Origin of the sequence: Xenorhabdus sp. PB62.4 (assembly GCF_014467285.1) — a bacterium.
Classification (GTDB): domain Bacteria; phylum Pseudomonadota; class Gammaproteobacteria; order Enterobacterales; family Enterobacteriaceae; genus Xenorhabdus.
In genome coordinates this window covers 183,568-207,823 of record NZ_NKHR01000006.1, presented here as the reverse complement: position 1 = coordinate 207,823, position 24,256 = coordinate 183,568, and the positions used below count along the sequence as shown (strand labels likewise).

20 protein-coding genes, 1 tRNA gene and 2 pseudogenes are annotated in these 24,256 nt (G+C 44.9%); 4 read left to right on the top strand and 19 right to left on the bottom strand.

From position 1 onward, the window contains the following. Positions 1-678: 678 nt before the first annotated feature. Positions 679-1,494: pseudogene (locus tag Xenpb_RS08165) on the bottom strand (integrase domain-containing protein); the annotation flags it as partial. Between the two features lie 929 nt (positions 1,495-2,423). Between Xenpb_RS08165 and Xenpb_RS08160 the strand changes: the two are divergent. Continuing rightward, on the top strand, positions 2,424-3,038 hold the full coding sequence (locus tag Xenpb_RS08160; protein ID WP_187653860.1) for an FMN-binding negative transcriptional regulator: 615 nt from the start codon (positions 2,424-2,426) through the stop codon (positions 3,036-3,038). Positions 3,039-3,070: 32 nt separating this feature from the next. Here Xenpb_RS08160 and Xenpb_RS08155 read toward each other — a convergent pair whose 3' ends face one another. The 9 genes and pseudogenes from Xenpb_RS08155 to xerD all read right to left on the bottom strand — a co-directional run bounded on the left by Xenpb_RS08155 (position 3,071) and on the right by xerD (position 11,366). Next, positions 3,071-4,228 carry an MFS transporter gene (locus Xenpb_RS08155; protein WP_187653859.1) on the bottom strand — a complete coding sequence of 386 codons (1,158 nt, stop codon included), beginning with the start codon at positions 4,226-4,228 and terminating at the stop codon, positions 3,071-3,073. Between the two features lie 167 nt (positions 4,229-4,395). Beyond that, a pseudogene (locus Xenpb_RS19930) lies at positions 4,396-4,684 on the bottom strand (integrase core domain-containing protein); the annotation flags it as partial. A 65-nt stretch (positions 4,685-4,749) separates the two neighbouring features. Continuing rightward, entirely contained in the window at positions 4,750-4,887 is a 138-nt protein-coding gene (locus tag Xenpb_RS08140) for a transposase (protein ID WP_187653856.1), read from the bottom strand. Positions 4,888-5,012: 125 nt separating this feature from the next. Further along, positions 5,013-5,086 (bottom strand) — tRNA-Gly (locus Xenpb_RS08135). Between the two features lie 169 nt (positions 5,087-5,255). Further along, a complete protein-coding gene (gene lysS / locus Xenpb_RS08130) occupies positions 5,256-6,770 on the bottom strand; it encodes a lysine--tRNA ligase (protein ID WP_187653855.1) in 1,515 nt (504 codons plus the stop codon). Positions 6,771-6,779: 9 nt separating this feature from the next. After that, positions 6,780-7,878, bottom strand: a protein-coding gene (gene prfB / locus Xenpb_RS08125; RefSeq protein ID WP_099113508.1) for a peptide chain release factor 2 whose coding sequence is annotated in 2 segments (ribosomal slippage) — positions 6,780-7,802 and positions 7,804-7,878 — 1,098 coding nt in all. Because the reading frame shifts where the segments join, the coding sequence is not laid out codon by codon here. A 135-nt stretch (positions 7,879-8,013) separates the two neighbouring features. Then, the gene (gene recJ, locus Xenpb_RS08120) at positions 8,014-9,747 is read right to left on the bottom strand and encodes a single-stranded-DNA-specific exonuclease RecJ (protein ID WP_187653854.1); all 1,734 of its coding nucleotides are present in this window, start codon (positions 9,745-9,747) and stop codon (positions 8,014-8,016) included. A 6-nt stretch (positions 9,748-9,753) separates the two neighbouring features. Beyond that, complete coding sequence (gene dsbC / locus Xenpb_RS08115) at positions 9,754-10,455, bottom strand: bifunctional protein-disulfide isomerase/oxidoreductase DsbC (RefSeq protein ID WP_187653853.1); 702 nt, start codon at positions 10,453-10,455, stop codon at positions 9,754-9,756. Between the two features lie 32 nt (positions 10,456-10,487). Next, positions 10,488-11,366: a site-specific tyrosine recombinase XerD gene (xerD, locus tag Xenpb_RS08110; RefSeq protein WP_222942913.1), complete on the bottom strand. Its 879-nt coding sequence runs from the start codon at positions 11,364-11,366 to the stop codon at positions 10,488-10,490. A 244-nt stretch (positions 11,367-11,610) separates the two neighbouring features. On the opposite strand from xerD, the gene fldB reads away from it, so the two are divergent. Further along, on the top strand, positions 11,611-12,129 hold the full coding sequence (gene fldB, locus Xenpb_RS08105; RefSeq protein WP_187653880.1) for a flavodoxin FldB: 519 nt from the start codon (positions 11,611-11,613) through the stop codon (positions 12,127-12,129). A 21-nt stretch (positions 12,130-12,150) separates the two neighbouring features. Here the strand turns inward: fldB and Xenpb_RS08100 are convergent, their stop codons facing one another. Continuing rightward, a complete protein-coding gene (locus tag Xenpb_RS08100; RefSeq protein WP_187653851.1) occupies positions 12,151-12,579 on the bottom strand; it encodes a protein YgfX in 429 nt (142 codons plus the stop codon). Then, complete coding sequence (gene sdhE / locus Xenpb_RS08095; protein WP_047963635.1) at positions 12,560-12,826, bottom strand: FAD assembly factor SdhE; 267 nt, start codon at positions 12,824-12,826, stop codon at positions 12,560-12,562. Before sdhE ends, Xenpb_RS08100 begins: the two co-directional genes overlap by 20 nt. A gap of 235 nt (positions 12,827-13,061) precedes the next feature. Between sdhE and ygfZ the strand changes: the two genes are divergently transcribed. Together ygfZ and Xenpb_RS08085 are read left to right on the top strand one after the other, a co-directional pair. Further along, positions 13,062-14,063, top strand: coding sequence for a tRNA-modifying protein YgfZ (gene ygfZ / locus Xenpb_RS08090; RefSeq protein WP_187653850.1), 1,002 nt, complete (start codon positions 13,062-13,064; stop codon positions 14,061-14,063). A gap of 16 nt (positions 14,064-14,079) precedes the next feature. Further along, positions 14,080-14,685 carry an HD domain-containing protein gene (locus tag Xenpb_RS08085; RefSeq protein ID WP_187653849.1) on the top strand — a complete coding sequence of 202 codons (606 nt, stop codon included), beginning with the start codon at positions 14,080-14,082 and terminating at the stop codon, positions 14,683-14,685. Between the two features lie 124 nt (positions 14,686-14,809). On the opposite strand, the gene gcvP is transcribed toward Xenpb_RS08085, so the two are convergent. The 7 genes from gcvP to Xenpb_RS08050 form a co-directional block, all read right to left on the bottom strand. Then, positions 14,810-17,686 carry an aminomethyl-transferring glycine dehydrogenase gene (gcvP, locus tag Xenpb_RS08080; RefSeq protein ID WP_187653848.1) on the bottom strand — a complete coding sequence of 959 codons (2,877 nt, stop codon included), beginning with the start codon at positions 17,684-17,686 and terminating at the stop codon, positions 14,810-14,812. Positions 17,687-17,770: 84 nt separating this feature from the next. Next, positions 17,771-18,163, bottom strand: a complete 393-nt coding sequence (gene gcvH / locus Xenpb_RS08075; protein ID WP_187653847.1) for a glycine cleavage system protein GcvH — start codon at positions 18,161-18,163, stop codon at positions 17,771-17,773. A 69-nt stretch (positions 18,164-18,232) separates the two neighbouring features. Next, positions 18,233-19,330, bottom strand: a complete 1,098-nt coding sequence (gcvT, locus tag Xenpb_RS08070) for a glycine cleavage system aminomethyltransferase GcvT (protein WP_187653846.1) — start codon at positions 19,328-19,330, stop codon at positions 18,233-18,235. A gap of 372 nt (positions 19,331-19,702) precedes the next feature. Beyond that, the gene (gene ubiI / locus Xenpb_RS08065) at positions 19,703-20,935 is read right to left on the bottom strand and encodes an FAD-dependent 2-octaprenylphenol hydroxylase (RefSeq protein ID WP_187653845.1); all 1,233 of its coding nucleotides are present in this window, start codon (positions 20,933-20,935) and stop codon (positions 19,703-19,705) included. Between the two features lie 23 nt (positions 20,936-20,958). Next, positions 20,959-22,140 carry a 2-octaprenyl-6-methoxyphenyl hydroxylase gene (gene ubiH / locus Xenpb_RS08060; RefSeq protein ID WP_187653844.1) on the bottom strand — a complete coding sequence of 394 codons (1,182 nt, stop codon included), beginning with the start codon at positions 22,138-22,140 and terminating at the stop codon, positions 20,959-20,961. A 24-nt stretch (positions 22,141-22,164) separates the two neighbouring features. Then, positions 22,165-23,481 (bottom strand): Xaa-Pro aminopeptidase, encoded by a 1,317-nt coding sequence (pepP, locus tag Xenpb_RS08055; protein ID WP_187653843.1) that lies wholly within the window; start codon positions 23,479-23,481, stop codon positions 22,165-22,167. A gap of 168 nt (positions 23,482-23,649) precedes the next feature. Then, the gene (locus tag Xenpb_RS08050; RefSeq protein ID WP_187653842.1) at positions 23,650-24,225 is read right to left on the bottom strand and encodes a YecA family protein; all 576 of its coding nucleotides are present in this window, start codon (positions 24,223-24,225) and stop codon (positions 23,650-23,652) included. Between the last annotated feature and the right edge of the window lie 31 nt (positions 24,226-24,256).

Below are 24,256 nucleotides of genomic sequence, written 5' to 3'. Positions count from 1 at the left end.
TCAAAAATTTGGAAGTTAGTTTCTATATTGTTAATAACAATATTTTTCTGTTATTTATTTAACTTATTGATTAAATAATAAAATTATTTACTTTATCCCTGATAATATATCAGCCAGGTTCACAGAGTTCAGACCGTACAAAAAAGATTATTCTATACTCAAATTATAAGTATTTTTATTTAATTTTCAATATGATGAGTTAATTTCTCAGCCATTATATTATCCTCTAAAAGCGTCAGACTTATTTTCTACTGAAAACTATGCTAGCTTGAACATATTTTTCAGTTGTTTTATTTCTGTTGTAAAAATAACAAAAATAGATAATTAAGGCTTTTAATACACTATTTATGGACGAAATTAATGCTGCTTTTTAAGAAGGTGATTGATTTAAATTTGCAGGGAAAGGTTATCTTTAAATCAAAAATAGATCAATATACACACAATAATAAGTGGTTATATTTTAAAAATGATTGAATAGGCGTTCTATTTAATCTTTAATCACTATTAAATTGAGTAAAATAAAAATGATATAACGATTATATAAATTTTAATAATTATGAGAGACTTATATTTTCTATTCCTTTCCATTTATCTTCTGAAGCTACGTTCAAGAAAATTTTCACTCTTTTGATAAGTTTCCACATATATTGGCAACAATGATTTCATGTCACCGTTTCATGTAATTCCTTGCACTATGTAATGCGCCCCGGATTGTTGGGCAAAATGATAACGCATACTGTGCGGCACTTTATTACCCTTCAGTCCCGAACGCCGAACAATATACCGGTAACGGCCTATCGCCTGAGTAATTGTCAGTTTATCAATCAGTTTGCCACTGCTCTCGGCCTGCTCTCGCTCCGCATAGGCAATGGCATGTTGAAGCGCATCCCAATCCAGTATGACCGTCTGCCTGAATCGTCCACCTTTAGTGCCAAACACCACCCGCACTGAGGTGTGACCGTTTTCCACTGCTTTTTTCCAGGTCACTCACGATTTGTAGGCTTCCACCGCTTCTTTGGTGCGCAACCCCAGCACATAAGCCAGTTGCATCACCGCTGCCACACTTCGGCCTTTTTGCTCGACCTGCTGAAAAATTTCTTTGAACGTTGTCGGTGTCAGTGCAGTTTTCGTTCCCTTTCGGCTCGTATCAGCAATATCCAGTGCCCGGTTGCTCAGACGAGCATTACCGGGATCAGCCAGCTTATGCTTTCCGGCCTGCGCTAAAATTGCTCTCAGCGCGGACATTTCATTATGTAGTGTCCGGTGATTGACTTGATTGGCCTTACGCCCGGCAATATAGTGCTCAATATGTTTCGCTTTAAGGCTGTCCATCTGCCGGAGCTTGATGCCATTGTCTTTCAGATAATCCAAATACCGTCACGCAATCCGCTCACGATCCGCGACCGTGACAAAACTTCCGCCCGCCTTTCGGGCGTGAGTAATAAATTCTTTTCTGAACAGCTCAACCTTTGAACGTGTCGATTTCTGCGGCATTCACGCATCTCCTGCTACTTTTTTGCGTCTGTTTTATTCATTTTTTAATTCGTTTTTAAACAAATCCCTGCGTGTCGGTTCAGGTTCACCGTTCCGTGGTGCGTCAGATAATGTGTAGCAGGAAAATTGCGTTGAGTTTTTGCAGGAATTCGCTACGTGCTGAGCACGGCGGTGGAGTACTCCCCGTTCAGTGCCTGATTTTAGTCAAGATGAACGCCTCATTAATCATGACGTGGTGTGATTTTTCCTTTTTTACTGCATCAGCCTGTTGTCAGGAGTCAGGTTAAAAAACAAACGAATAAAGTGGATTAGAATCAGAAAATGCCCGAAATAACGGGTGACTTTGAGTAATTCGTGCTTCAAATCAGTAGTAAAGCCATACCAGACGTGCTCTGGACGTTAGCCGCCTGGCGGCGTCACTTGGTAATCGCTGCGCTTTAACACAAGTGACGCCGCGCCGTTTTCGGGACGTTTATCGTGATAAATGCAAAATGCAGGTGAATGTTGTACCGATTAAAGCGGTATCGATCAGTGTGAGACAGAGCCAATTCTGCCCTGCCAGGTGAGTAGCCGCTGGTGAATACCACCGGGAAACTTTCATCCTCAGACGGAGGGTTAGGTGTCCGAGGATATCTGCTTCCAAAAGTGCGCAGATGTACCGCATTGCGATGCACTCCCTTTCAGGCTACAGAAGTTTTGTTTCGCCGCTCAACGCTGATCCTTGCAGGCGATGGATCTTTGTAGTAACAGGTTAATACATTATCGATTGGATTGAGCGAGGTCAAATTTTTGTTTGATGACAGGCTGTGAGGGAATGCGTCATTATTTTGTTGATGAAAATAACTTCATATCGGTTCATAATCTAGGCAGACATGACAAAATGCCCATAATGACTATACCGCTATCACTACTTAATTGGAGCAACGGCAATGTATATACCAAAGAAAATGGAAATAACCGATCAAAACAGCGTATCGACTTTTATTATCAACAACAGTTTTGGATTATTGATCTCTCCTTCACTAATAGGCACCCATCTTCCTTTTGTTTTTGCCCCCAAAGAAGGAAAGAGGGGGGTGTTATATGGGCACGTGGCCAAAGCTAATCAGCACTGGAAAGAATTTGATGGCCAGCGAGTATTAGTGGTCTTTACTGGGCCACATGCTTATATTTCACCAACTTGGTATAAAGCACAACATGCTGTTCCCACTTGGAATTATTCAGCAGTACACTGCTATGGAGTAGCAGAAATCCTAGGAAACGAAGAGACAAAATTGTCCATGGAAACCCTAGTCAATACCTTTGAACCTAATCTGATAGAAAACAAAGAACTTATGCCAGACTCTTACCTCAATCAAAAAATGCAAGCGATAGTTGGGTTCAAAATCTGGCTTGACGAAATTCAGGCTAAAGAAAAGCTCGGCCAGCATAGAAGTCAAGATGACCAAAGAGGTGTTTATACAGCGTTAGAAAATAGTACACAGAGTGACAACGTAAAATTGGCGAATTATATGAAAAAGCGTCATATTGGCACTGGCGATTAAGGTGTTTGCCAGTAAGCCTATGTTATCGTAGACTATTTCACCCTCATCATTGGGCTCAGGTAACACGCAAGTCCTGTACTAATCTGAATCACTGCACAAGCGATAAACAGCAGAGCTATCCCTCCCCACGAAATCACATATCCAGAAATAGACAAACCGAAAGGTAAGCCTAATTTAAATATTGTGCCAGTAATACCCATGACTCTCCCTAGATTCTCTGCTTTGACACTTTCTTGACGGTAAGTGTAAACAAGAAGAGCTGCGATTATTTCGAAGAAATTCGCCCAGAAGAAAGCAAAAATTAACATGACAGAATGGTTAAAAAATAGAATCAAAAGATAGCCAACTGCCTGAATGGTCATAGTCACAATCAACACTAACCCTAAACCAAATCGGTTTCGTAGGCGAACTGCCAATAACGAGCCTAGTATCGCGCCTATTCCGCCCGCAGACACCATGTAGCCAATGTTAACAGCGTTCATGGCCAGAGAAGTTTTGGCATAATAGATCGCTTGCAGAGAAAACACTATTGAGCAAGTATTTAATACCATGATAGCCAGCGCCATATGATATAATGGAATATTAGCTTTTAATATCTGCCAACCTTTAACGATAGACGTTCTTACATTTTCGGTAGTTCTGAGTACCTCTTTTTCGTACGGCATTTTGAACAAATAACACCAAGCAATACACAGAAATAATGCTATCCATAGAAAAGTAATATGGGAGGATGAGAATAAAATAATTACCCCCGACAGCAAAGGGCCAAGTGCCTGGAACAGGCTATTCAGTGAACTCATACTGGAGATAGCTGCACCTTGCAATTTTTCGGGTAATGCATGTTTCAGCATTCCCATTCTGGCGTTAAGGTAGCCAAAGTTAAAAGCCATCATAAAGAAGGCACAAGGGAATAACACCCACAATGGGTTTGAACCAAACTCAATAGCTAACCAGCTAGCCAGCAAACACCCAATCTGTCCTGCAATCATCCATTGAGACCAAACTCTACGATCCACTCGATCAATCAAAACTCCGATCACTGCGGCCAGAAGAATATAAGGTAGAAACTCGGCAGCACGCATCCAGCCCATAATTTCCGATGAACGGGTCATATCGTAGATTAATAACGGTAATGCCAGCTCATAAACTTTCCCCCCTAAATGACAAAACAGCGCCCCTGAAAATAGCATCCGAAACTACTTATGTTTCCATATGGCCTTTTCTAAAATGTTTCTCCCCTACACGGTTTCTGTTTTATATAACCACTAAGACCTGGTTGTCATATGTCATTTCAGAGCACCATATCTGGGCAGTTTAGCGGTCAAGAAGTTTCGGACACATTTCTAGCCTCTTCCCACTATCTTTCATATTCAGCAGGAGAAATTCCCCCATTAAAGCTATGAGGACGGATTTCGTTGTAATACACGCCCAAATAGTGGGTGATATCCCTTATTGCCTCATGAATGTCCTGATACCCTTCTGGCGGGAGCCATTCACTTTTCAAACTCCGGAATACCCGTTCCATGGGGGGAATTATCATAGCAGTTGCCTCTGCGGCTCATGCTTTGGATAATTTTATGTTGCCAGAGTAAACGGCGAAACCTTTTACTCCTGTATTGACTTCCTTGATCTGAGTGAAAAACCAGCCGTCCTTCAAGATGCCGCGTTTCCAGCGCATTGTTCCCTGCATTTCGGCCTTGTACTGGCGAACTCATTTTCCCCGCGTGCTGTTATCGATCCCCAATGAACGGGCGACATCGAGAACCCGTTGTTGATGGAGAACAACCTGTTGAACTGCTTCCAGCTTAAATTCAGCGGAATAGTGGCGCTTGGTCGGTTTCAATTTCATCGTCACACCTCATTGTCATGTGAATAACATTAGCAGGCTTTTGAGGTGTCCGAGATCCTTATACTACTACGGTATTGATATTACTGGCATTACCTGACTTTGATAGACTTTGATAGAGGTTTATTTGGAGCGAGTGAAGGGAATCGAACCCTCGTATAGAGCTTGGGAAGCTCTCGTTCTACCATTGAACTACACTCGCCTCAATGAAGTAGCGTTGACAAATATATACCTGTTACCCGATCTCAGCAAGTGATTATCGTTAATATTTGTCTATATTTCAGCCGATTGCTTCACTCTTTCTTATATGTATAAAAACGCCCTGCCAGTTAATCTGGCAGGGCGTTTGGCAGATTTTAATCAAAAAATGATTATTTATTCGGGCGCATTGCCGGGAACAGGATGACATCACGGATAGTATGGCTGTTAGTGAACAACATCACCATACGGTCGATACCGATCCCCAAACCCGCTGTTGGTGGCAAGCCATGTTCCAGTGCAGTGATGTAGTCTTCATCGTAGAACATCGCTTCGTCATCACCTTCGTCTTTCTGGCGAACTTGTTCTGCAAAACGCTCTGCCTGATCTTCCGCGTCATTCAGCTCCGAGAAGCCGTTACCGATTTCACGACCACCGATGAAGAACTCAAAGCGGTCAGTAATGAATGGGTTTTCATCGTTACGACGTGCCAACGGAGAAACTTCTGCCGGGTATTCTGTAATGAAAGTCGGCTGAATCAAGTGGCTTTCTGCGGTTTCTTCAAAGATTTCACACTGAACGCGACCTAAGCCCCAACCTTTTTCAAGGTCAATGCCCAAGGATTTCGCGATAGAAACGGCTTTATCCATATCATCCAAGTCCGCCATATTGGTTTCTGGACGATATTTGCAGATCGCTTCTTTCATGGTCATTTTGACGAAAGGTTTGCCGAAATCGAACTCTTGTTCACCATATTGCACCAGCGTTGTACCCAACACTTCTTGAGTCAAAGTACGGAACAGTTCTTCGGTCAGTACAATCAGATCTTGGTAATCCGCGTAAGCCATGTAGAGTTCCATCATGGTGAACTCAGGGTTGTGACGCGGAGAAACGCCTTCGTTACGGAAGTTACGGTTGATTTCGAAAACGCGCTCAAAACCTCCGACAACCAGACGCTTAAGATACAGTTCTGGCGCAATACGCAGGTACATGTCGATATCCAGCGCATTGTGGTGCGTAATGAACGGGCGCGCACTTGCACCACCCGGAATCGCCTGCATCATTGGCGTTTCAACTTCCATGAAGTCTTTCTGGGTCATGAAGTTACGCAATGCAGACATCACGCGAGAACGAATCTGGAATGCCTTACGTGATTCATCGTTCGAGATCAGATCCAAATAACGCTGGCGATAACGGGTTTCCTGATCCGCCAAACCGTGGAATTTATCCGGCAGTGGACGCAATGCTTTAGTCAGCAGACGCAGTTCGGTACAGTGAATGGAAAGTTCACCCGTTTGAGTTTTGAACAACTTACCGCGTGCACCTAAAATGTCACCCAAATCCCATTTTTTGAACTGAGTATTGTAAATACCTTCCGGCAAATCATCACGGGAAACGTAGATCTGAATGCGGCCGCCCTTGTCCTGCAAGGTTGCAAAAGAGGCCTTGCCCATGATGCGACGTGTCATCATGCGACCAGCAACGGTCACTTCGATATCCAGCTCTTCCAACTCTTCCTTCGTCTTGCCATCGTATTTTGCGTGCAGATCTTCGGAAATGTTTTCGCGACGAAAATCATTTGGGAAAGCAATGCCGTTGCTGCGCAGTACAGCCAGTTTCTCACGGCGTGTTTTCAGTTCATTATTTAAGTCAGGAGCTTGTTCAGCTCCCTGCTGTTGTTGTGACATTTTAGTTCCTCATAGGCCAGCTTTTAAGCTTGCTTCAATGAATTTGTCCAAATCACCATCCAGCACAGATTGCGTGTTACGGGTTTCTACACCGGTGCGCAAGTCTTTAATGCGGGAATCATCCAAAACGTAAGAGCGGATCTGACTGCCCCAACCAATATCCGATTTGTTTTCTTCCATTGCTTGTTTATCAGCATTCTTCTTCAGCATTTCCAGTTCGTACAGTTTCGCTTTCAACTGTTTCATCGCCTGGTCTTTGTTTTTATGCTGAGAACGATCTGTCTGACATTGAGTGACGGTGCCAGTCGGTACGTGGGTGATACGTACAGCCGATTCAGTTTTGTTGACGTGCTGACCACCAGCACCAGAGGCGCGGTATACATCAATACGTAAATCAGCCGGATTGATTTCAATATCAATATCATCATCTACTTCTGGGTAGATGAAGGCAGAACTGAATGATGTATGACGGCGGCCACCTGAGTCAAACGGGCTCTTACGTACCAAGCGATGAACACCTGTTTCTGTACGCAGCCAACCGTAAGCATATTCACCCATGATCTTGATAGTGGCGGATTTCAGACCTGCAACGTCACCATCAGATTCTTCAATGATTTCTGTCTTAAAGCCCTTGGATTCAGCCCAACGCAGGTACATACGCATCAACATGCTGGCCCAATCCTGCGCTTCTGTACCGCCAGAACCTGCCTGAAGATCCAGATAACAGTTTGCATTGTCATATTCGCCAGAGAACATACGACGAAATTCAAGCTGGCCCAGTTTTTCTTCTAACTGTTCCAATTCAGCGACTGCTTCATTGAAGGTCTCTTCATCATCAGCCTCAACGGCCAATTCCAGCAGACCGTTTACATCTTCCAATCCCTGATCAAGTTGATCGATGGTTTCTACAATGCTTTCCAGTGATGAACGCTCTTTACCCAACGCCTGTGCCCGTTCCGGTTCATTCCAGACATCAGGCTGTTCCAGTTCAGCATTAACTTCTTCTAAGCGTTCTTTCTTGGCATCATAGTCAAAGATACCCCCTCAGAACTGCTGTCCGCTCAGACAGGTCCTGAATGTGGTTTTTTACCGGATTAATTTCAAACATATTTCGTGTCTTATACGTTGTGTATTATGAATAAATGATGGTCGCATGGATATTTTCGAACCGCGTATTCTAACGGATCTATCACTGGGTTTATAGCATTTCCGGAGATTTACCACATCATCAGACTCAAGCAGTTCAGTAAGGCCAAATATGTTGGATCAAAAGCTGTATATCCCGATTACCACGAAATTCGTTAATATCCAATTTATAAGCCAGTTCTACCGTTTTGACGCTGTTATCCGGCCAGCGATTAACATCGATATTAAATGCGATGCCATCCAGCATTGGTCCACCATTTAATGGTTCAAGCATCACTTTCAGATGGTTTTCACCAACAATTCGCTGTTGTAACAACTTGAATTTGCCGTCAAATACCGGCTCTGCAAACGCCTGTCCCCACGGGCCACCATCACGCAGGATTTCTGCAACCTCCAGCGACAACTCATCCAATGCCAGTTCTCCATCACTCCAGACCACACCTTCAAGTTGGGCGATATCCAGCAAATCTGCCACTAATGCAGAAAAATGGCGCTGAAATAAGTCAAATTTGTCTTGTTCAATCGACAATCCCGCTGCCATCGCATGACCACCAAATTTCAACATCAATCCCGGATGCAGGGTATCAAGGCGTTCAAGCGCATCACGCATATGCAAGCCATTTACAGAGCGGCCCGATCCTTTTAGCGTACCGTCACCAGCAGGGGCAAAAGCGATAACCGGACGATGAAAGCGTTCTTTAATACGCGAGGCCAAAATACCCACTACGCCCTGATGCCATTCAGGATGGTAAATCGCCAGGCCATAGGGTAATTGGGTATGGGTACGCTCGATTTTATCGCAAATCTGCAAGGCTTCTTGCTGCATGCCTTGTTCAATTTCCCGACGAGTCTGGTTCAAGCCGTCCAACTCACAAGCAATCTGACGCGCTTGCATCATGTCATCTGTCAGCAGTAACGCCACCCCAACAGACATATCATCCAGACGTCCGGCAGCATTTAATCGTGGCCCTAATGCAAAACCCAAATCACTAGCAGCCAATTTTGTGGATTCTCGTTTGGAAACTTCAAGCAGTGCCCGTATTCCCGCGCAGCATCGCCCTGCCCGAATGCGATTTAGTCCTTGATATACCAAAATACGATTATTGGTATCAAGGGGAACCACATCTGCCACTGTGCCTAATGCCACTAAATCCAGTAATTCCGCCAGATTAGGTAATGGTATGCCTTGCTGCTCAAACCATGACAATTGGCGTAATTCCGCCCTGAGTGCAGACATCAGATAAAATGCAACGCCAACACCCGCCAATGCTTTGGAAGGAAAGGCACAATCAGCCAAATTGGGATTGATAATGGCATCGGCGGCGGGCAATGTTTCACCCGGCAAGTGGTGATCAGTGACAATAACTTTAATACCGTGTTGATGTGCCGCAGTGACACCATCATGGGATGAGATCCCGTTATCCACTGTGATAATCAGCTCTGCGCCTTTTTTGACGACTTCATCAACAACCTGAACGCTCAGGCCATAACCGTCTTCAAAACGGTTGGGGACAAGATAATCAAGGCTACGATATCCCATTGCACGCAATGCACGAATGCACAATGCGGTACTGGTTGCCCCATCCGCATCGAAATCTCCGACGATCACAATACGCCAATGTTCCCGCAATGCGGTGATAAGCAAAGCAACTGCCTGTTCAATGCCGTTAAGGGATTGGTAATTAAGCAATCCCTTTGCTCCGCGCTCCAGTTCCTCTGCCTGACGTATACCACGCATGGCGTATAACCGGCGCAATAACGGATGAATATTGTTGGGAAGATGGCTGAAATCCGCCTCCGGTCGGCGGCGGAGTTGTATTTCTTGATACATTATCAGTTATTCACCACGCTGATCCAACATAGCTAATAAATCTTTCGGCGACAAATAACCCCCAATCACGCTACCATCTTCAAGGATAATCGCTGGTGTACCCTGAACGCCGAATTGCAAGCCTAGCTGATATTGTTTCGCGATATCAGTTTTGCATTCTTTAATTGGAGAAACCTTGTCACCTTTGAAAACCGCATTGAGAGATTTGTTCGGTGTCGCGCTGCACCAAATAGACTGCATCTCTTTGGCTGATTCATGTTGCAGGCCATGACGAGGAAATGCCAGATAACGAACAGTAATCCCCAGATCGTTATATTCCTGCATGCTTTCATGCAGCTTGCGGCAATAACCACAAGTGATGTCAGTAAAGACAGTAACAACGTGTTTTTCTTTCGGTGCTTTGTAAATAATCATTTGATTTTTCAAAGCATCCAGTTTTTTAATCAAAACCTGATTACTGACATTCTTGGGTATTTTGCCACTAATTTCATACAGTGGTCCCTGTAACAAGTATTTACCATCATTAGACATATAAATAATGCCGTGCTCAGTTAAAACGGCACTCACGCCAGAAAGCTGTGATGGGGTAATATTTTCTGCCTTGATTCCCATTTTAGACAGTGACTTATTGATAGGACTTTCATCAGCGAAAGCATTGCTGGCAAAAGCAGTCAGTATTAAAGAAAGGCAAAACGCAATTTTCTTCATTGTTTGTTCCTTATTTGCATCTTTCTCCGCAGTTACCCGCGAGGATGATGTTGTTGATGTAGCACCTTAAGGCGTTCGGTTGCTACATGAGTGTAAATCTGAGTTGTAGAGAGATCACTATGGCCCAGTAACATTTGCACAACGCGTAAGTCAGCGCCATGATTAAGTAAATGTGTTGCAAAAGCATGGCGCAAAACATGGGGTGATAAGCGTTCGGCATCAATTTCGGCCAATACGGCATAGTGTTTGATCCGATGCCAAAAAGTTTGGCGTGTCATCTGCGTTCCCCGCTTACTGGGGAAAAAGACATCAGATACCGCGCCATTCAATAACCAGGGACGCCCATGCTCAAGATAATTTTCCAGCCAGTAAACTGCTTCTTCCCCTAAAGGGACTAATCTTTCCTTATTTCCCTTACCGACTATCCTGACCACACCTTGACGTAAACTCACATCCGATAACGTCAGACCAACCAATTCCGAGACTCGTAATCCACACGCATAAAGCACTTCAAGCATAGCTTTATCCCGCAGTTCAATCGGCTGGTCAGTCACAGGCGCGTTGAGCAAATTCTCAACTTGTTTTTCGCTTAAATCTTTAGGCAGACGCTTAGGCAATTTAGGCGCAGATAATAACGCAGTTGGATCATCTTTCCGCATTCTTTCACGATAAAGATACTGAAACAACCGTCGCATTGCACTCAGCAAGCGGGCTGAACTACTCGCTTTATAACCGCCGTCTACCCGTTCAGCCAAAAATGATTGTAGCTCTATAGTCTGTACAGAAAGTAAATTATGGTCATAATGCACCAGCCAATTGTTCAGAGCTTGTAAATCAAGCCGATAAGAAACCAGCGTATTCTCAGCCAAATCTTTTTCCAGCCAGATGGTATCAAGAAATTGTTCTATCAGGGGATTAGCCGCTGGATGCGGTTCCGTTGGATGTTGTTTCTGAGAATTGTTTTCTGATGAACTGTTTTCTGATGAATTTTCTTCTGATGCCTTATTTTCTGATAAATGGCTTTCTGATAGGTTGTGTTTTCTTGGCACAAGCCCTCCTTTCTATATGCGCCTTCCAATCGGCTATTATGCCTGAAAAAGCGATTATTCTGTTACAATGCCACCCCTGATATTCGACATTTCCTGATAAATAATGATGAAAATTGGTCTCTTTTACGGCTCCAGTACATGCTATACAGAAATGGTAGCAGAAAAAATACGCGATATACTCGGTGAAGATCTCATTGATCTGCATAATGTCAAGGATTGCGATCCGCAATTGATGGAAGAGTATTCTGTCTTGATCCTCGGTATCCCAACTTGGGATTTCGGAGAACTGCAAGAAGATTGGCTGGCTATTTGGGATCAGCTTCCGTCATTGGATCTGGCAGGAAAAATCGTTGCCATGTATGGCATGGGAGATCAAATCGATTACGGTGAATGGTTTTTGGATGCGTTAGGCATGCTGTATCATCACCTGCGACCAACAGGTGTACAGTTTATTGGTTTCTGGCCAACAGAAGGTTATGAGTTTACCAGTCCAAAACCACTATCTGACGATGGTAAGCAGTTTGTCGGGCTAGCTCTGGATGATGTAAACCAGTTCGAACAAACCGATGAGCGTTTAAGTGAATGGTGTATGCAGATATTGGCTGAAATGGAAGCACTATTCTAACGATCCCAATGATGTTTTTAGCTATTTTTTAACAGAATATTGGCGCATAAGCTGGTTTAGATGGCGCCATGCTTCTGGCGACAGACTATCTGATGCCACCCACAATCTGACCGGTGGCTGATGGCGTGCATTTTCTGCCTGCACAAAAGCATGGAGTATGACGACCATTCCATAGCAGCTAAACCACGGTGGTTGAGCGATACTCCACGCTGCTTTTTGCCAGTGCACTTTATTGCCCTTAAATAGCACCAGTCGCCCCTGACACTGGCGAATATTTTTCTGACTCCATATCCAACTAATCATAATAATCGCAAGCAATGGGAGCCAGAAAAAAATACCGTTTGCCGGCCACGGCGCCAATAAAGCCGCCACAGCGATGCCGCCATGTATACCGATAGAAAACAGGTAAGTCTGACGGGAGATGCTTAATTTATTGTTCCACAGGACCACGGGCTTGGTTTCTGCTCTGGATCAATTGCACCATATGGAAAAGCTCATCATCTTCAGGACGCCCATGATTCATGAGCCAGTTGAAAAGATCAGGATCCGGACACTCCAGCAAACGAACGAAAACCCGCTTGTCGTCATCGTTCAAGGAATCATATTCATACTCAAAAAATGGCATGATAGAAATATCCAATTCACGCATTCCACGACGACATGCCCAGTGAATACGCGCTTTATTACCAATATCCATGTTTAAAAAGCCTCTTTATCATTTTTCATCAAGCGGGATTATCAACGATTCTAACCTGTTTTTCATCATCTGCTACGGCTGAATGTCTGGATATATCGACAACTTGCGAAGCGTATCGCAACAACCCAATAACGAATGTTTGAAAGGTAAATAACGGGAATAACCCCTTTGCATGAAGCAACTTCTCTTTTACCATTAGTGTTATTTCTCAGATAGCTTACTGGCAGGAGTTGTTATGGCTTACCAAATTCCGTTTTCTGCACAATCTCCCCTCCCTTCTGCAACACTCCCACCGACTTTAATTTCCCTTGATGATTGGGGAATGGTGACAGCCATTGGCGCTGACGCGGAGAAATATCTGCAAGGCCAAGTGACAGCAGATATGGCTTCCTTGGATGAAAACCAACATGTGTTGACTGCACATTGTGATGCCAAAGGAAAAATGTGGAGTAATCTACGTCTGTTTCGACGTGGAGAAGGTTTTGCCTATATTGAACGTCGTTCAGTATTGGACACGCAATTAACTGAATTGAAAAAGTATGCTGTGTTTTCCAAAGTGACTTTTGCCAAAGATGACGAAAGTGTCCTGCTCGGTGTTGCGGGAACAGGAAGCCGAGAAGCACTGGCAACCTTCTTCCCTGCTCTGCCCGATGCTGAATCTCCTGTTATCCAACATGAAGCAACAACACTTCTCCATCTGTCACTTCCTACTGAACGTTTTCTTTTAGTTACAGACAGTACAACGGCTGCCCAATTAGCCGAAACATTCTCCGAGAAGTTGCAATCACAATTGAATGACAGCCAACAATGGCTGGCGCTGGAAATTGAAGCGGGATTTCCTGTGATTGATCCAGCCAACAGCGCACAGCTTATTCCACAAGCGACAAATCTCCAGGCAATCAAAAATGGTATCAACTTTAAGAAAGGTTGTTATACCGGTCAGGAGATGGTGGCACGTGCCAAGTACCGCGGTGCAAATAAGCGAGCTATGTATTGGTTGGCGGGCAGTGCCTCTTCTTTGCCTGCCGCTGGCGATGATTTGGAATGGCAATTGGGTGATAAGTGGCGCCGGACAGGTTCAGTGCTGGCTGCGGTTAAACTGGCTGACGATTTAGTCTGGGTGCAAGTTGTCATGAACAACGATATGGAAACAGAGAGTGTTTTCCGTGTCCGTGAAGATGAAGGTCATGCCCTTACCATCCAAGCATTACCTTACTCATTAGACGAAGAAAAATAATTATTGAGGTTTCTATATGTCATTAGCTGTACCCCCTGTTAATTTCGGCCCTTTTACTGATGTCATCGCGTTTATCATGGAACTGGATAAATTGAAGTATGTCCATCGCAAAACGAAATTACTGAACAATACCCGACACGAAAACTCCGCTGAACATAGCTGGCATTTCGCTATTGCCGTTCTCGGCTTTGCTCCTTATGCCGGCGAAGTGGATATCAGTCGTGTCGTGCAAATGGCTCTCATTCATGACATTGTTGAAATCGATGCCGGTGATGTGATTGCATTCGATCTGGCTGCCCGTGCAGCCATTCAAGAACAGGAAGTTAAAGCAGCTAACCGTATTTTCGGTTTACTGCCGGAAGCACAGAGAGAATATTTTCTGGAACTGTGGCACGAATACGAAGATGCCCTTACCCCTGAAGCGCGTTTTGCCAAAACACTCGACAGAGTCATGCCGGTATTTATGAACCTGCATAATCAAGGCCAGAGCTGGATCGAAAATGACATTCGTTTTGAACAAGTTTACAACCTGCTCCATTTTGTTTCCGAAAGTTATCCTGAACTGTGGCAATACCTTTTACCGCAATTAGAAGCAGCGAAGGAAAAAGGCTGGCTGAAATAATTTCCATCTTTATCTGATAATAAGCTACCGTCTTGATTATCAAGTTTTGATCGCACAGTTTTCATCATATGATTTCCCCCGTCTTACCAGACGGGGGTTAACAATAAATCAATCTAAACTGTCATTAACGATAGTCATCAATCGGCGCACAAGAACAATGTAAATTGCGGTCACCGTAAACATCGTCCAGACGTTTCACCGTCGGCCAGTATTTGTTGGCCTGTGTTTCCGCAGTTGGGAAAACGGCAACTTCACGGCTGTATGCGTGATTCCATTCAGAAACAAGTTCAGTCTGAATGTGTGGCGCGTTAACCAGTGGGTTATCTTCCAAAGTCCATTCCCCTTTTGCCACTTTGCGAATTTCTTCACGGATTGCCAGCATTGCGTCAATAAAGCGATCAATCTCAACTTTGCTTTCTGATTCCGTTGGCTCAACCATCAAAGTACCCGCAACAGGGAATGACATGGTTGGTGCATGGAAACCATAATCAATCAGACGCTTGGCGATATCCATTTCGCTGATACCAAACTCTTCTTTCAATGGGCGAATGTCCAGAATACATTCATGAGCAACGTAACCATCACGTCCGGTATAAAGGATTTCATAAGCCCCTTTCAGGCGAGCAGCGATGTAGTTTGCATTCAGGATAGCAACCTGGCTGGCTTGCTTCAGTCCCTTAGCGCCCATCATGCGAATATACATCCAGCTAATTGGCAAAATGGAAGCACTTCCAAATGGCGCTGCGGATACCGCCCCCAGTGTCGTAACGCCATCCATTTCCACCACTGAATGACCGGGCACAAATGGTGCAAGGTGTTTTTTCACACCAATCGGCCCCATGCCCGGGCCACCACCACCATGTGGAATACAGAAGGTTTTATGCAGATTCAGGTGCGAAACATCTGCGCCGATGAAACCCGGTGTCGTGATCCCCACTTGAGCATTCATGTTCGCACCATCAAGGTAAACCTGACCACCATTTTGATGGATAATGTCGCAAACCTCACGAATGGTTTCTTCATACACACCGTGAGTCGATGGGTAAGTCACCATAATGCAAGCCAGATCGTCACGATGCTTTTCTGCTTTTTCACGCAAATCGGTCAGATCAATGTTGCCTTCTTTGTCACAGTTCACAACCACAACTGTCATGCCTGCCATATGTGCCGAGGCAGGGTTTGTACCATGCGCTGAACTTGGTATTAAGCAAATATGACGATGCTGCTCACCACGGCTGGCGTAATAGCGACGAATCGCCAATAGACCAGCATACTCCCCTTGTGCCCCCGAATTTGGCTGCATACAAAATACATCATATCCAGTCAATAGCACCAACCAATGGGAAAGCTGGCCGATTAACTGATGATAACCTTGTGCCTGCTCTGTCGGGCAGAAAGGATGTATGTCGGTAAATTCAGGCCATGTTATCGGCGTGATTTCTGCGACCGCATTCAGTTTCATGGTGCACGATCCCAGCGGGATCATTGCCTGATTCAGCGCCAAATCTTTACGCTCCAGACTGTGCATATAACGCATCATGTCAGTTTCGCTATGATAACGGCGGAAGTTATCGTGCGTCAGAATCTCATCATTACGCAGCATGCTGGCAGGGATAGAGTGGCTGTCATTCGCTATTGTGCTATCGAGCGTTTCGAGATCCAATACAGCGTCCGATCCCGTCAGAACCTGAAATAAGGTTATCAGGTCATCGCGGCTGGTTTTTTCACTCAATGACACACCAACAGCACCAAAAATATCGGTACGCAGGTTAATCTGCGCTTTCTCCGCTCTGGCCAAGACCTGAGCTTTATCCGCCACTTCAACCGTCAACGTGTCAAACCATGTTTTATGGCGCAGTGTGATACCCGCTTGTTGCAAGCCAGCAGCCAAGATATCAGTCAGTCGATGAATGCGGCCAGCGATGCGCTTTAAGCCTTTCTCGCCGTGGTAAACCGCATACATACCCGCAATATTCGCCAGCAAGACTTGAGAGGTACAGATATTAGAGTTCGCTTTTTCACGGCGAATATGTTGCTCACGTGTTTGCATTGCCATACGCAATGCCCTGTTACCCGCTGCATCACGGGAAACACCAATAATACGCCCCGGCATGGAACGTTTAAATTCATCACAGCAGGCAAAGAAGGCGGCGTGAGGGCCACCGTATCCCATCGGCACACCAAAGCGCTGTGCAGAACCAAATACAATGTCAGCCCCTTGTTTACCCGGTGCCGTCAGCATGACTAGTGCCATGAAGTCTGCCGCGACGCTGACAATGATTTTACGTTCTTTCAGTTTCACGATGAGATCACTGTAATCGTGAACTTCGCCCGTTGTGCCAATTTGTTGCAACAGGACACCAAAGACACCTTCTAGCTCCAGTGCTTTTTCTGCTTTATCAACAATGACTTCAAATCCAAATGTTTCAGCACGGGTACGCACAACATCTAATGTCTGTGGATGAATGTCATCGGCCACAAAAAAACGCTCAGCATTCTTCAACTTGCTGATCCGTTTTGCCATTGCCATGGCTTCTGCCGCTGCGGTTGCTTCATCCAACAGAGAAGCAGACGCAAGATCCAAACCCGTCAGGTCAATCGTAACTTGCTGGAAATTGAGCAGAGCTTCCAGTCGACCTTGAGAAACTTCGGGTTGGTAAGGAGTATAGGCAGTATACCAGCCCGGGTTTTCCAACAAATTACGCAAGATGACAGGAGGAAGTATCGATGGCGCGTACCCCATGCCAATATAAGATTGATAGCGCTGGTTCTGGCTCGCCATTGCCTTTAATTCAGCCAGTGCCTGTTGTTCTGTTGCACTTTCACCGATTGCTGGCGGTTCTGACAATGCGATATTGCGAGGAACAATTTTATTTGTCAGATCGTCAAGAGAATTTGCACCAACCATCGCCAACATTTCTGTTTGCTGTTCAGCAGAAGAACCAATGTGGCGACGAATGAATTCACCTTGATTTTCAAGTTGGATTAATGTCTGAGTCATTGATGATAATTTCCTGAAACTAGCTAAAAACGGCACACATAAAAAAAGCCCCATTCACAACGTGATATGGGGCGGTCAATACAATCATTCGTCTTCTTCTAAAAGTGACTGATAGCCTTCAGCATCAAGCAGATTAGTCAGTTCACTCTCATCAGTAATTTTGATACGGAACAGCCAACCTTCGTTATACGGTTCACTATTCACTAATTCGGGTGTGCCTTCCAACTCAGGGTTGACAGCAATGACTTTACCACTCAATGGTGCGTAGATATCAGAAGCAGCTTTAACTGATTCTACAACTGCGCAATCATCACCACTGTTTACCTCTGTACCGACGTCAGGCAAATCAACGAATACCATATCACCCAATAATTGTTGAGCATGTTCGGTAATACCTACTGTATATTCACCATTTCCTTCCGAACGAACCCATTCGTGTGATTCTGTATATTTCAATTCTGCTGGTACATGACTCATCGTTGCCATCTCCTTGTTTCTTATTGATTAATAAAAACATTACAACAATCAAAACATTACAACCAAAAATCAGTCTACGAGTGGTTTACCCATCCGTACAAAACCCGGTTTCACAACCTGAACAGGCATTTCACGATTACGGATCTGAACAATCGCTTGTTCACCAATACCGCGTGGTACACGTGCAAGGGCGATACTAAATCCCAGAGTTGGAGAGAATGTTCCGCTGGTAATCACACCAGAACGAATTTCGCCTGAATTATCGGTGAAACTGACGGTTAAACCACCGCGCAGCACGCCTTTTTCACGCATGATTAACCCTACCAATTGTTCTGTACCTGTTTCACGCTGCCTTTCCAGCGCTTCACGGCCAATGAATTGACGATCTTCCGGTTTCCAGGCAATTGTCCATCCCATATTGGCGGCCAGTGGCGAAATGGTTTCATCCATCTCTTGACCATAAAGATTCATGCCCGCTTCGAGACGTAATGTGTCACGTGCTCCCAAGCCGGCAGGTTTTACACCTACGGTTAATAACTGTTGCCAGAAATCTGCTGCGTGTTCTTTTGGTAACGCAATTTCATAACCCGCTTCACCGGTGTAACCCGTCGTCGCAATGAAAAGATCGCCGGACTGGACGCCAAAAAAAGGCTTCATACTGGTTACAGCCTGCTTTTGTTCATCGCTTAATAGTGATTGAACTTTAGCCTGTGCATTTGGCCCCTGAACAGCGATCAGAGCCAAATCATCACGCACTGTAATCTCAACGTCATATTTCTCCGCATGTTGGTTAATCCATGCTAAATCTTTCTCACGCGTTGCTGAATTAACAACCATACGGTAGAAGTTATCAGTGAAGAAGTAGACAATCAGGTCATCAATCACGCCACCAGAAGCATTCAGCATTCCGGTATAAAGCGCCTTGCCCTGTTCGGTCAATTTGGCGATGTCATTTGCCAGAAGGTAACGGAGAAAATCACGGCAACCTAGGCCATGCAGATCCACAATAGTCATGTGGGAAACGTCGAACATACCAGCATCAGTACGCACGATATGATGCTCGTCGATTTGTGAACCATAATGCAGAGGCATCATCCAGCCATGAAAATCTACCATGCGTGCTCCGCATGCCAGATGTTGATCATATAGTGGGGTGTGTTTTGACATTATTTCCCTCTTTCCATTCTTGACATGAAAACATTCGTGACCTGAAAAAACATACGGCGCATTAACCGGCAGATGTTGGATCATGAAGCAAAGAAGCGGTTAATCACGCAAACGATACCTTAGAATCAGAAGTTATCACTGAAACTGGAAATGAACCATAAAATAAATTAGCAGCATTGGTGTGATAATCTGAAAAAACGCTTACTATCATGCAGAATTTTTGTCTAATTTATTGCGTCAAAGCGCTCAATATTCGCAATAAATGACAGGAATCAATCTTTTTAGATTAGAAAATGACTAAAGTGTGAAGCAAATCAACTGCACACACCTTAGTCTAATATAAAAAAATCTAATCCTAAACGGGGAGATAAATTAGATTTTTTCAACCGAAGTGGTTGGGGAAATTAGCCAATCAGGGAGATCATTGAGACCCATTGCTTGGCGAAGCAATTGCGGTTTTATTCCCGGTAAGTGATCAGCCAATGCTAATCCAACCCCTCGCAATAACTTTTTAGCCGGATTATTGCCATCAAATAACTGACGGAATCCCTGCATGCCTGCCAACATAACTGCAGCACTGTGTTTACGACGACGTTCATAACGCCCTAAATAAAGATACTGACCAATGTCTTTTCCCTCGCAATTCAGCCGGGTTAATTCACTAATCAGTTCTGCCACATCCATAAACCCCAGATTGACACCCTGACCAGCCAAAGGATGAATGGTATGTGCCGCATCCCCCAATAGTGCCAAACGATGCGCAGCAAAGTTGCGGGCATAACGCCCCATCAATGGAATAGTTTGTCGATCGCTGATTAATTCACATTGGCCCAGCCGCATGTCAAATGTCACACCCAACTGCCGGTTGAACAATTCAGGTTCCATGGTTTTGCGCTGTTGTGCCGATTCAGCCGGCAGTGACCAAACAATTGAACATAAATGAGGATCAGACAATGGCAAAAAAGCTAATATTCCATCACCATGAAAAACCTGACGTGCAACGCCCTGATGTGGTTCTTCAGTGCGAATAGTTGCTACCAACGCATGATGCTCATAATCCCAAAAAGTCAGTGGAATATCGGCATGTTGACGTAACCAAGAGTGTGCGCCGTCTGCACCAACCACTAAGCGCGAAGTTAGCATGCTCCCATCAGATAAAGTGATGAAGGCTTCATTTTCTCCCCAGGCAACGTTCTGGAGGGTGGATGGGGTAAGAATCGTCACATCTGACAAATTTTCCGCACGTTGCCAAAGCGCTTGTCGGATTACATGATTCTCAATGATATGCCCAAGATGTGCCAGGCCATTTTCGGCCGCATTAAACTGAATGCGGCCGAAACTATCCTGATCCCAAACTTCCATGCCCTGATAAGGACTCGCTCTCATCGCAAGGATATTCTGCCAAACACCAAGATGAGTGAGTAAACGTTCACTTGCTGCATTGATGGCCGATACACGCAACGCATGTTCCTCATTGGCATCAAATTGCTTTGTCGGTGGATGTTCTTCTACAATCGCGATGCGCAAACCGCTACCTTGCAAACCACAGGCCAGCGCAAGGCCAACCATACCGCCCCCTGCGATCACCACATCAAATGATTGCATGTTTTTCTTTCCTCTTAATCTGCCTAAGCTGACCGGGTAACCCAACCCAATGTCTGGCGTGCAAATAGATCCCGTATCGGTGGTAATGTTTCCATCGTCATCAGGCCCAAATTTCGCCCGATTCTTAACGGCAAGTCGTCATTGGCGAATAATCTGACCAATCCATCCGTGATACCAATTGTCGTTTCACGATCTGCCTCGCGCTGTTGCTGATATTGAGCCAGTATTTTATAGGCTCCAATATCTTGCCCTGCAATAGCCGCTTCTGAAATGCTCTGCGCCAATGCCATAACATCACGCATACCTAAGTTAAAACCTTGCCCGGCAATCGGGTGCAAAGTTTGGGAGGCATTGCCTACCAGTGCCAGACGATGGCTAATTTGCCGATTTGCTGTCGATAAAGCCAATGGATAACTGTACCGCTGACCGGTTTCCAACATTTTCCCTAAACGCCAGCCAAATGCTTGTTGCAGATGTTGGATAAATTCGGCCTGACTCCAACCATTGATTTCTGACTGTTTGTCCAGTGGGTGACACCACACCAAAGAGCTGCGCCCTTCAGACATAGGCAAGAGAGCTAACGGGCCATGTTCAGTAAAGCGTTCAAACGCTCTTCCTTGGGGGTGCTCAGAAGTCAGGACATTGGCGATAATCGCTACCTGATCGTAAGATTGTCGCTGGTATGGAATATTGCACGCCTGAGCTATCGCAGAATGGCTACCGTCCGCAGCCACCAGCAATTCCCCTGTCAGTTTTTCACCATTATTCAGCGTAACAGTGACAGAATTTTCCAGACGCTCGACGGAATTCACTGTAGCCGGATAGTAAAGTTTAATATTCGGTGATTGTTTCAGTAAATCAAACAGATGGATACCGGCATCATGCAATTCAATCACATTACCCAATGCCGGAATATCATGATCATCAGCGCGGATATTGACGAAACCGTTATGACCACGGTCGCTAACATGAACGTGAGTGATTGGTGTCACACAATGTTTCAGCGCAGACCAAATAGCGATCTGATCCAAGCGCTGACATGTACCATAAGCCAAGGCAATGGCTCTCGCATCAAAACCCGGATGTTCCTGAGTGGGTTCTGCGGCTTCAATTAAGGAGACTTGCAACAGCCCCCGGCTCAGCGAAGAAATAGCCAGTGCCAGTGTCGCTCCCGCCATTCCTCCACCCACAATAATCACGTTCATTATCACTTCCTGATTATTTTAACCTTAACCCTGTTTCGCCTGTGCCATCAACGCTTCTATCTCATCGGGATCTTTTACGACATGCTCAGTCAGGTTTTCATTTCCGGTTTCCGTTATCACGATGTCGTCTTCAATGCGGATACCAATGCCGCGGTATTCCAACGGAACATCCGCATCCGGTGCAATGTAAAGCCCCGGCTCTACTGTCAGCACCATGCCGGGTTCCAGTATGCGATCACGCTCAACACCGTAATTGCCCACATCGTGTACATCCAGTCCCAACCAGTGACTCAAACCATGCATGAAAAATTGGCGATAAGCATTAGTTTCGATCAATTGTTCGACTTCACCGTGCATAATTCCCAATTTTACCAATCCATTGACCATAATACGCACAACCTGCTCAGTGACTCCGCGGATGCTGGCGCCGGGTTTATATAACTCCAGAGAAACATTAATGGCTTCCAGCACAATGTCATAAATTTCACGTTGTGGACGAGTAAATTTGCCATTGACCGGGAATGTCCGCGTAATATCGCCCGCATACCCTGCATACTCACATCCTGCATCGATCAAGACTAAATCACCGTCTTTCATTCGACGTTCATTTTCTGTGTAATGCAGAATGCAAGCGTTTTCTCCTGCACCAATGATGGTGTTATAGGCAGGATAACGTGCACCCTGATAGGTAAATTCATGATGAATCTCAGCCTCAAGCTGAAATTCAAACATGTCAGGACAACAAACCTGCATGGCTCTGGTATGCGCCTGCGCACTGATTTTCCCAGCCTTGCGCATGATTTCCAATTCAGATTCCGACTTGAACAGGCGCATTTCATGCAGCCATGGACGCCAATCCACCATAGCAGACGGGGCACTGAGATTACGGCGACTATTTTTACGCAATTTATCCAAGGCACTAAATACGATGTTGTCAGCGTATTCAAACTCTCCCTGCGCGTGATAAACCACTTCCAAGCCATTCAGTAGTAAATAGAGCTGTTCGTTGAGATCATCGTATGGCAGAGCACGATCCACGCCCAGTTTTTCCAATGCGGCTTCTTGCCCAAGACGACGGCCAAACCAAATTTCCGCATTCAAATCACGGACGCGGTTAAACAGTACGCTATGATTGTGAGTTTCATCACTTTTGATCAGTATCAAAACCGCTTCCGGTTCATTGAAACCTGTCAGATAAAGAAAATCACTGTGCTGGCGATAAGGATACTCGCTATCTGAATTACGTGTCGCAGGCGGGGCAGAAAAAATAATGGCCGCACTGGCCGGTGCCATTTTTGACAATAGTGCCTGACGACGGGATAAATATTCTTGTTTAGTCATACCCTCTCCTGCGATTTCATTATTATTAGTTAGGATACCCTTTATCTTTCAAGCTGCTGCTTTGTCAGCCGCGTTTACCCGCTCCCAATCGCACAGTAGTTATGCTTTCGGGATTCGTTCATTTGCTATTGTGCTACAACTTGAAATTTATTAGGTATATATCACCAATCAATGCAATGTTGGTTTTTCATTTTTTGCACTACCTGAAGTTTTCGGCATTGCTAAAGCGATATAACAGAGCTGAACTGCAACACGAACATATTCCAGGACTTCTTCAAGAGCCTGGGATAGCTCTTCTTGATCTTCCTCCTCGTCATACCCCAACATGCCAATATTACGTAAATCGGTGACAATTTCTTTAATTTCTGGTTTTTCTGTCAATTTTGGATTTGCGACACCTAATCCCAATAGAAAATGGTTCACCCATCCCGCCAACGCATCCGCACATTCAAAAACACCGGCTTCTTCATCAGGAAGCAGTAGCTTAAATGCAAAATTACTGTCATCAAGCAATTCAAAGGTCGTTTCGTGCAATTCCCGGAGGGGTACGGATAAAACCTGAGAAAATGCCAGACCATCATTAGCGAGATCATGCACCAATGTCTGCCAACTACTATCATGATTTCCACCACATAGTAATCCACTGATTAAGCCGTGCATTTCTGCTGCGGTCAGTGCAACGGACTGTTGATGCAAAATTTCATCAAATGACTGATAATTAGGTAATGAGTTTTGTATAGACATGTATATTGATCATCGTTGGCGATATAAGTTC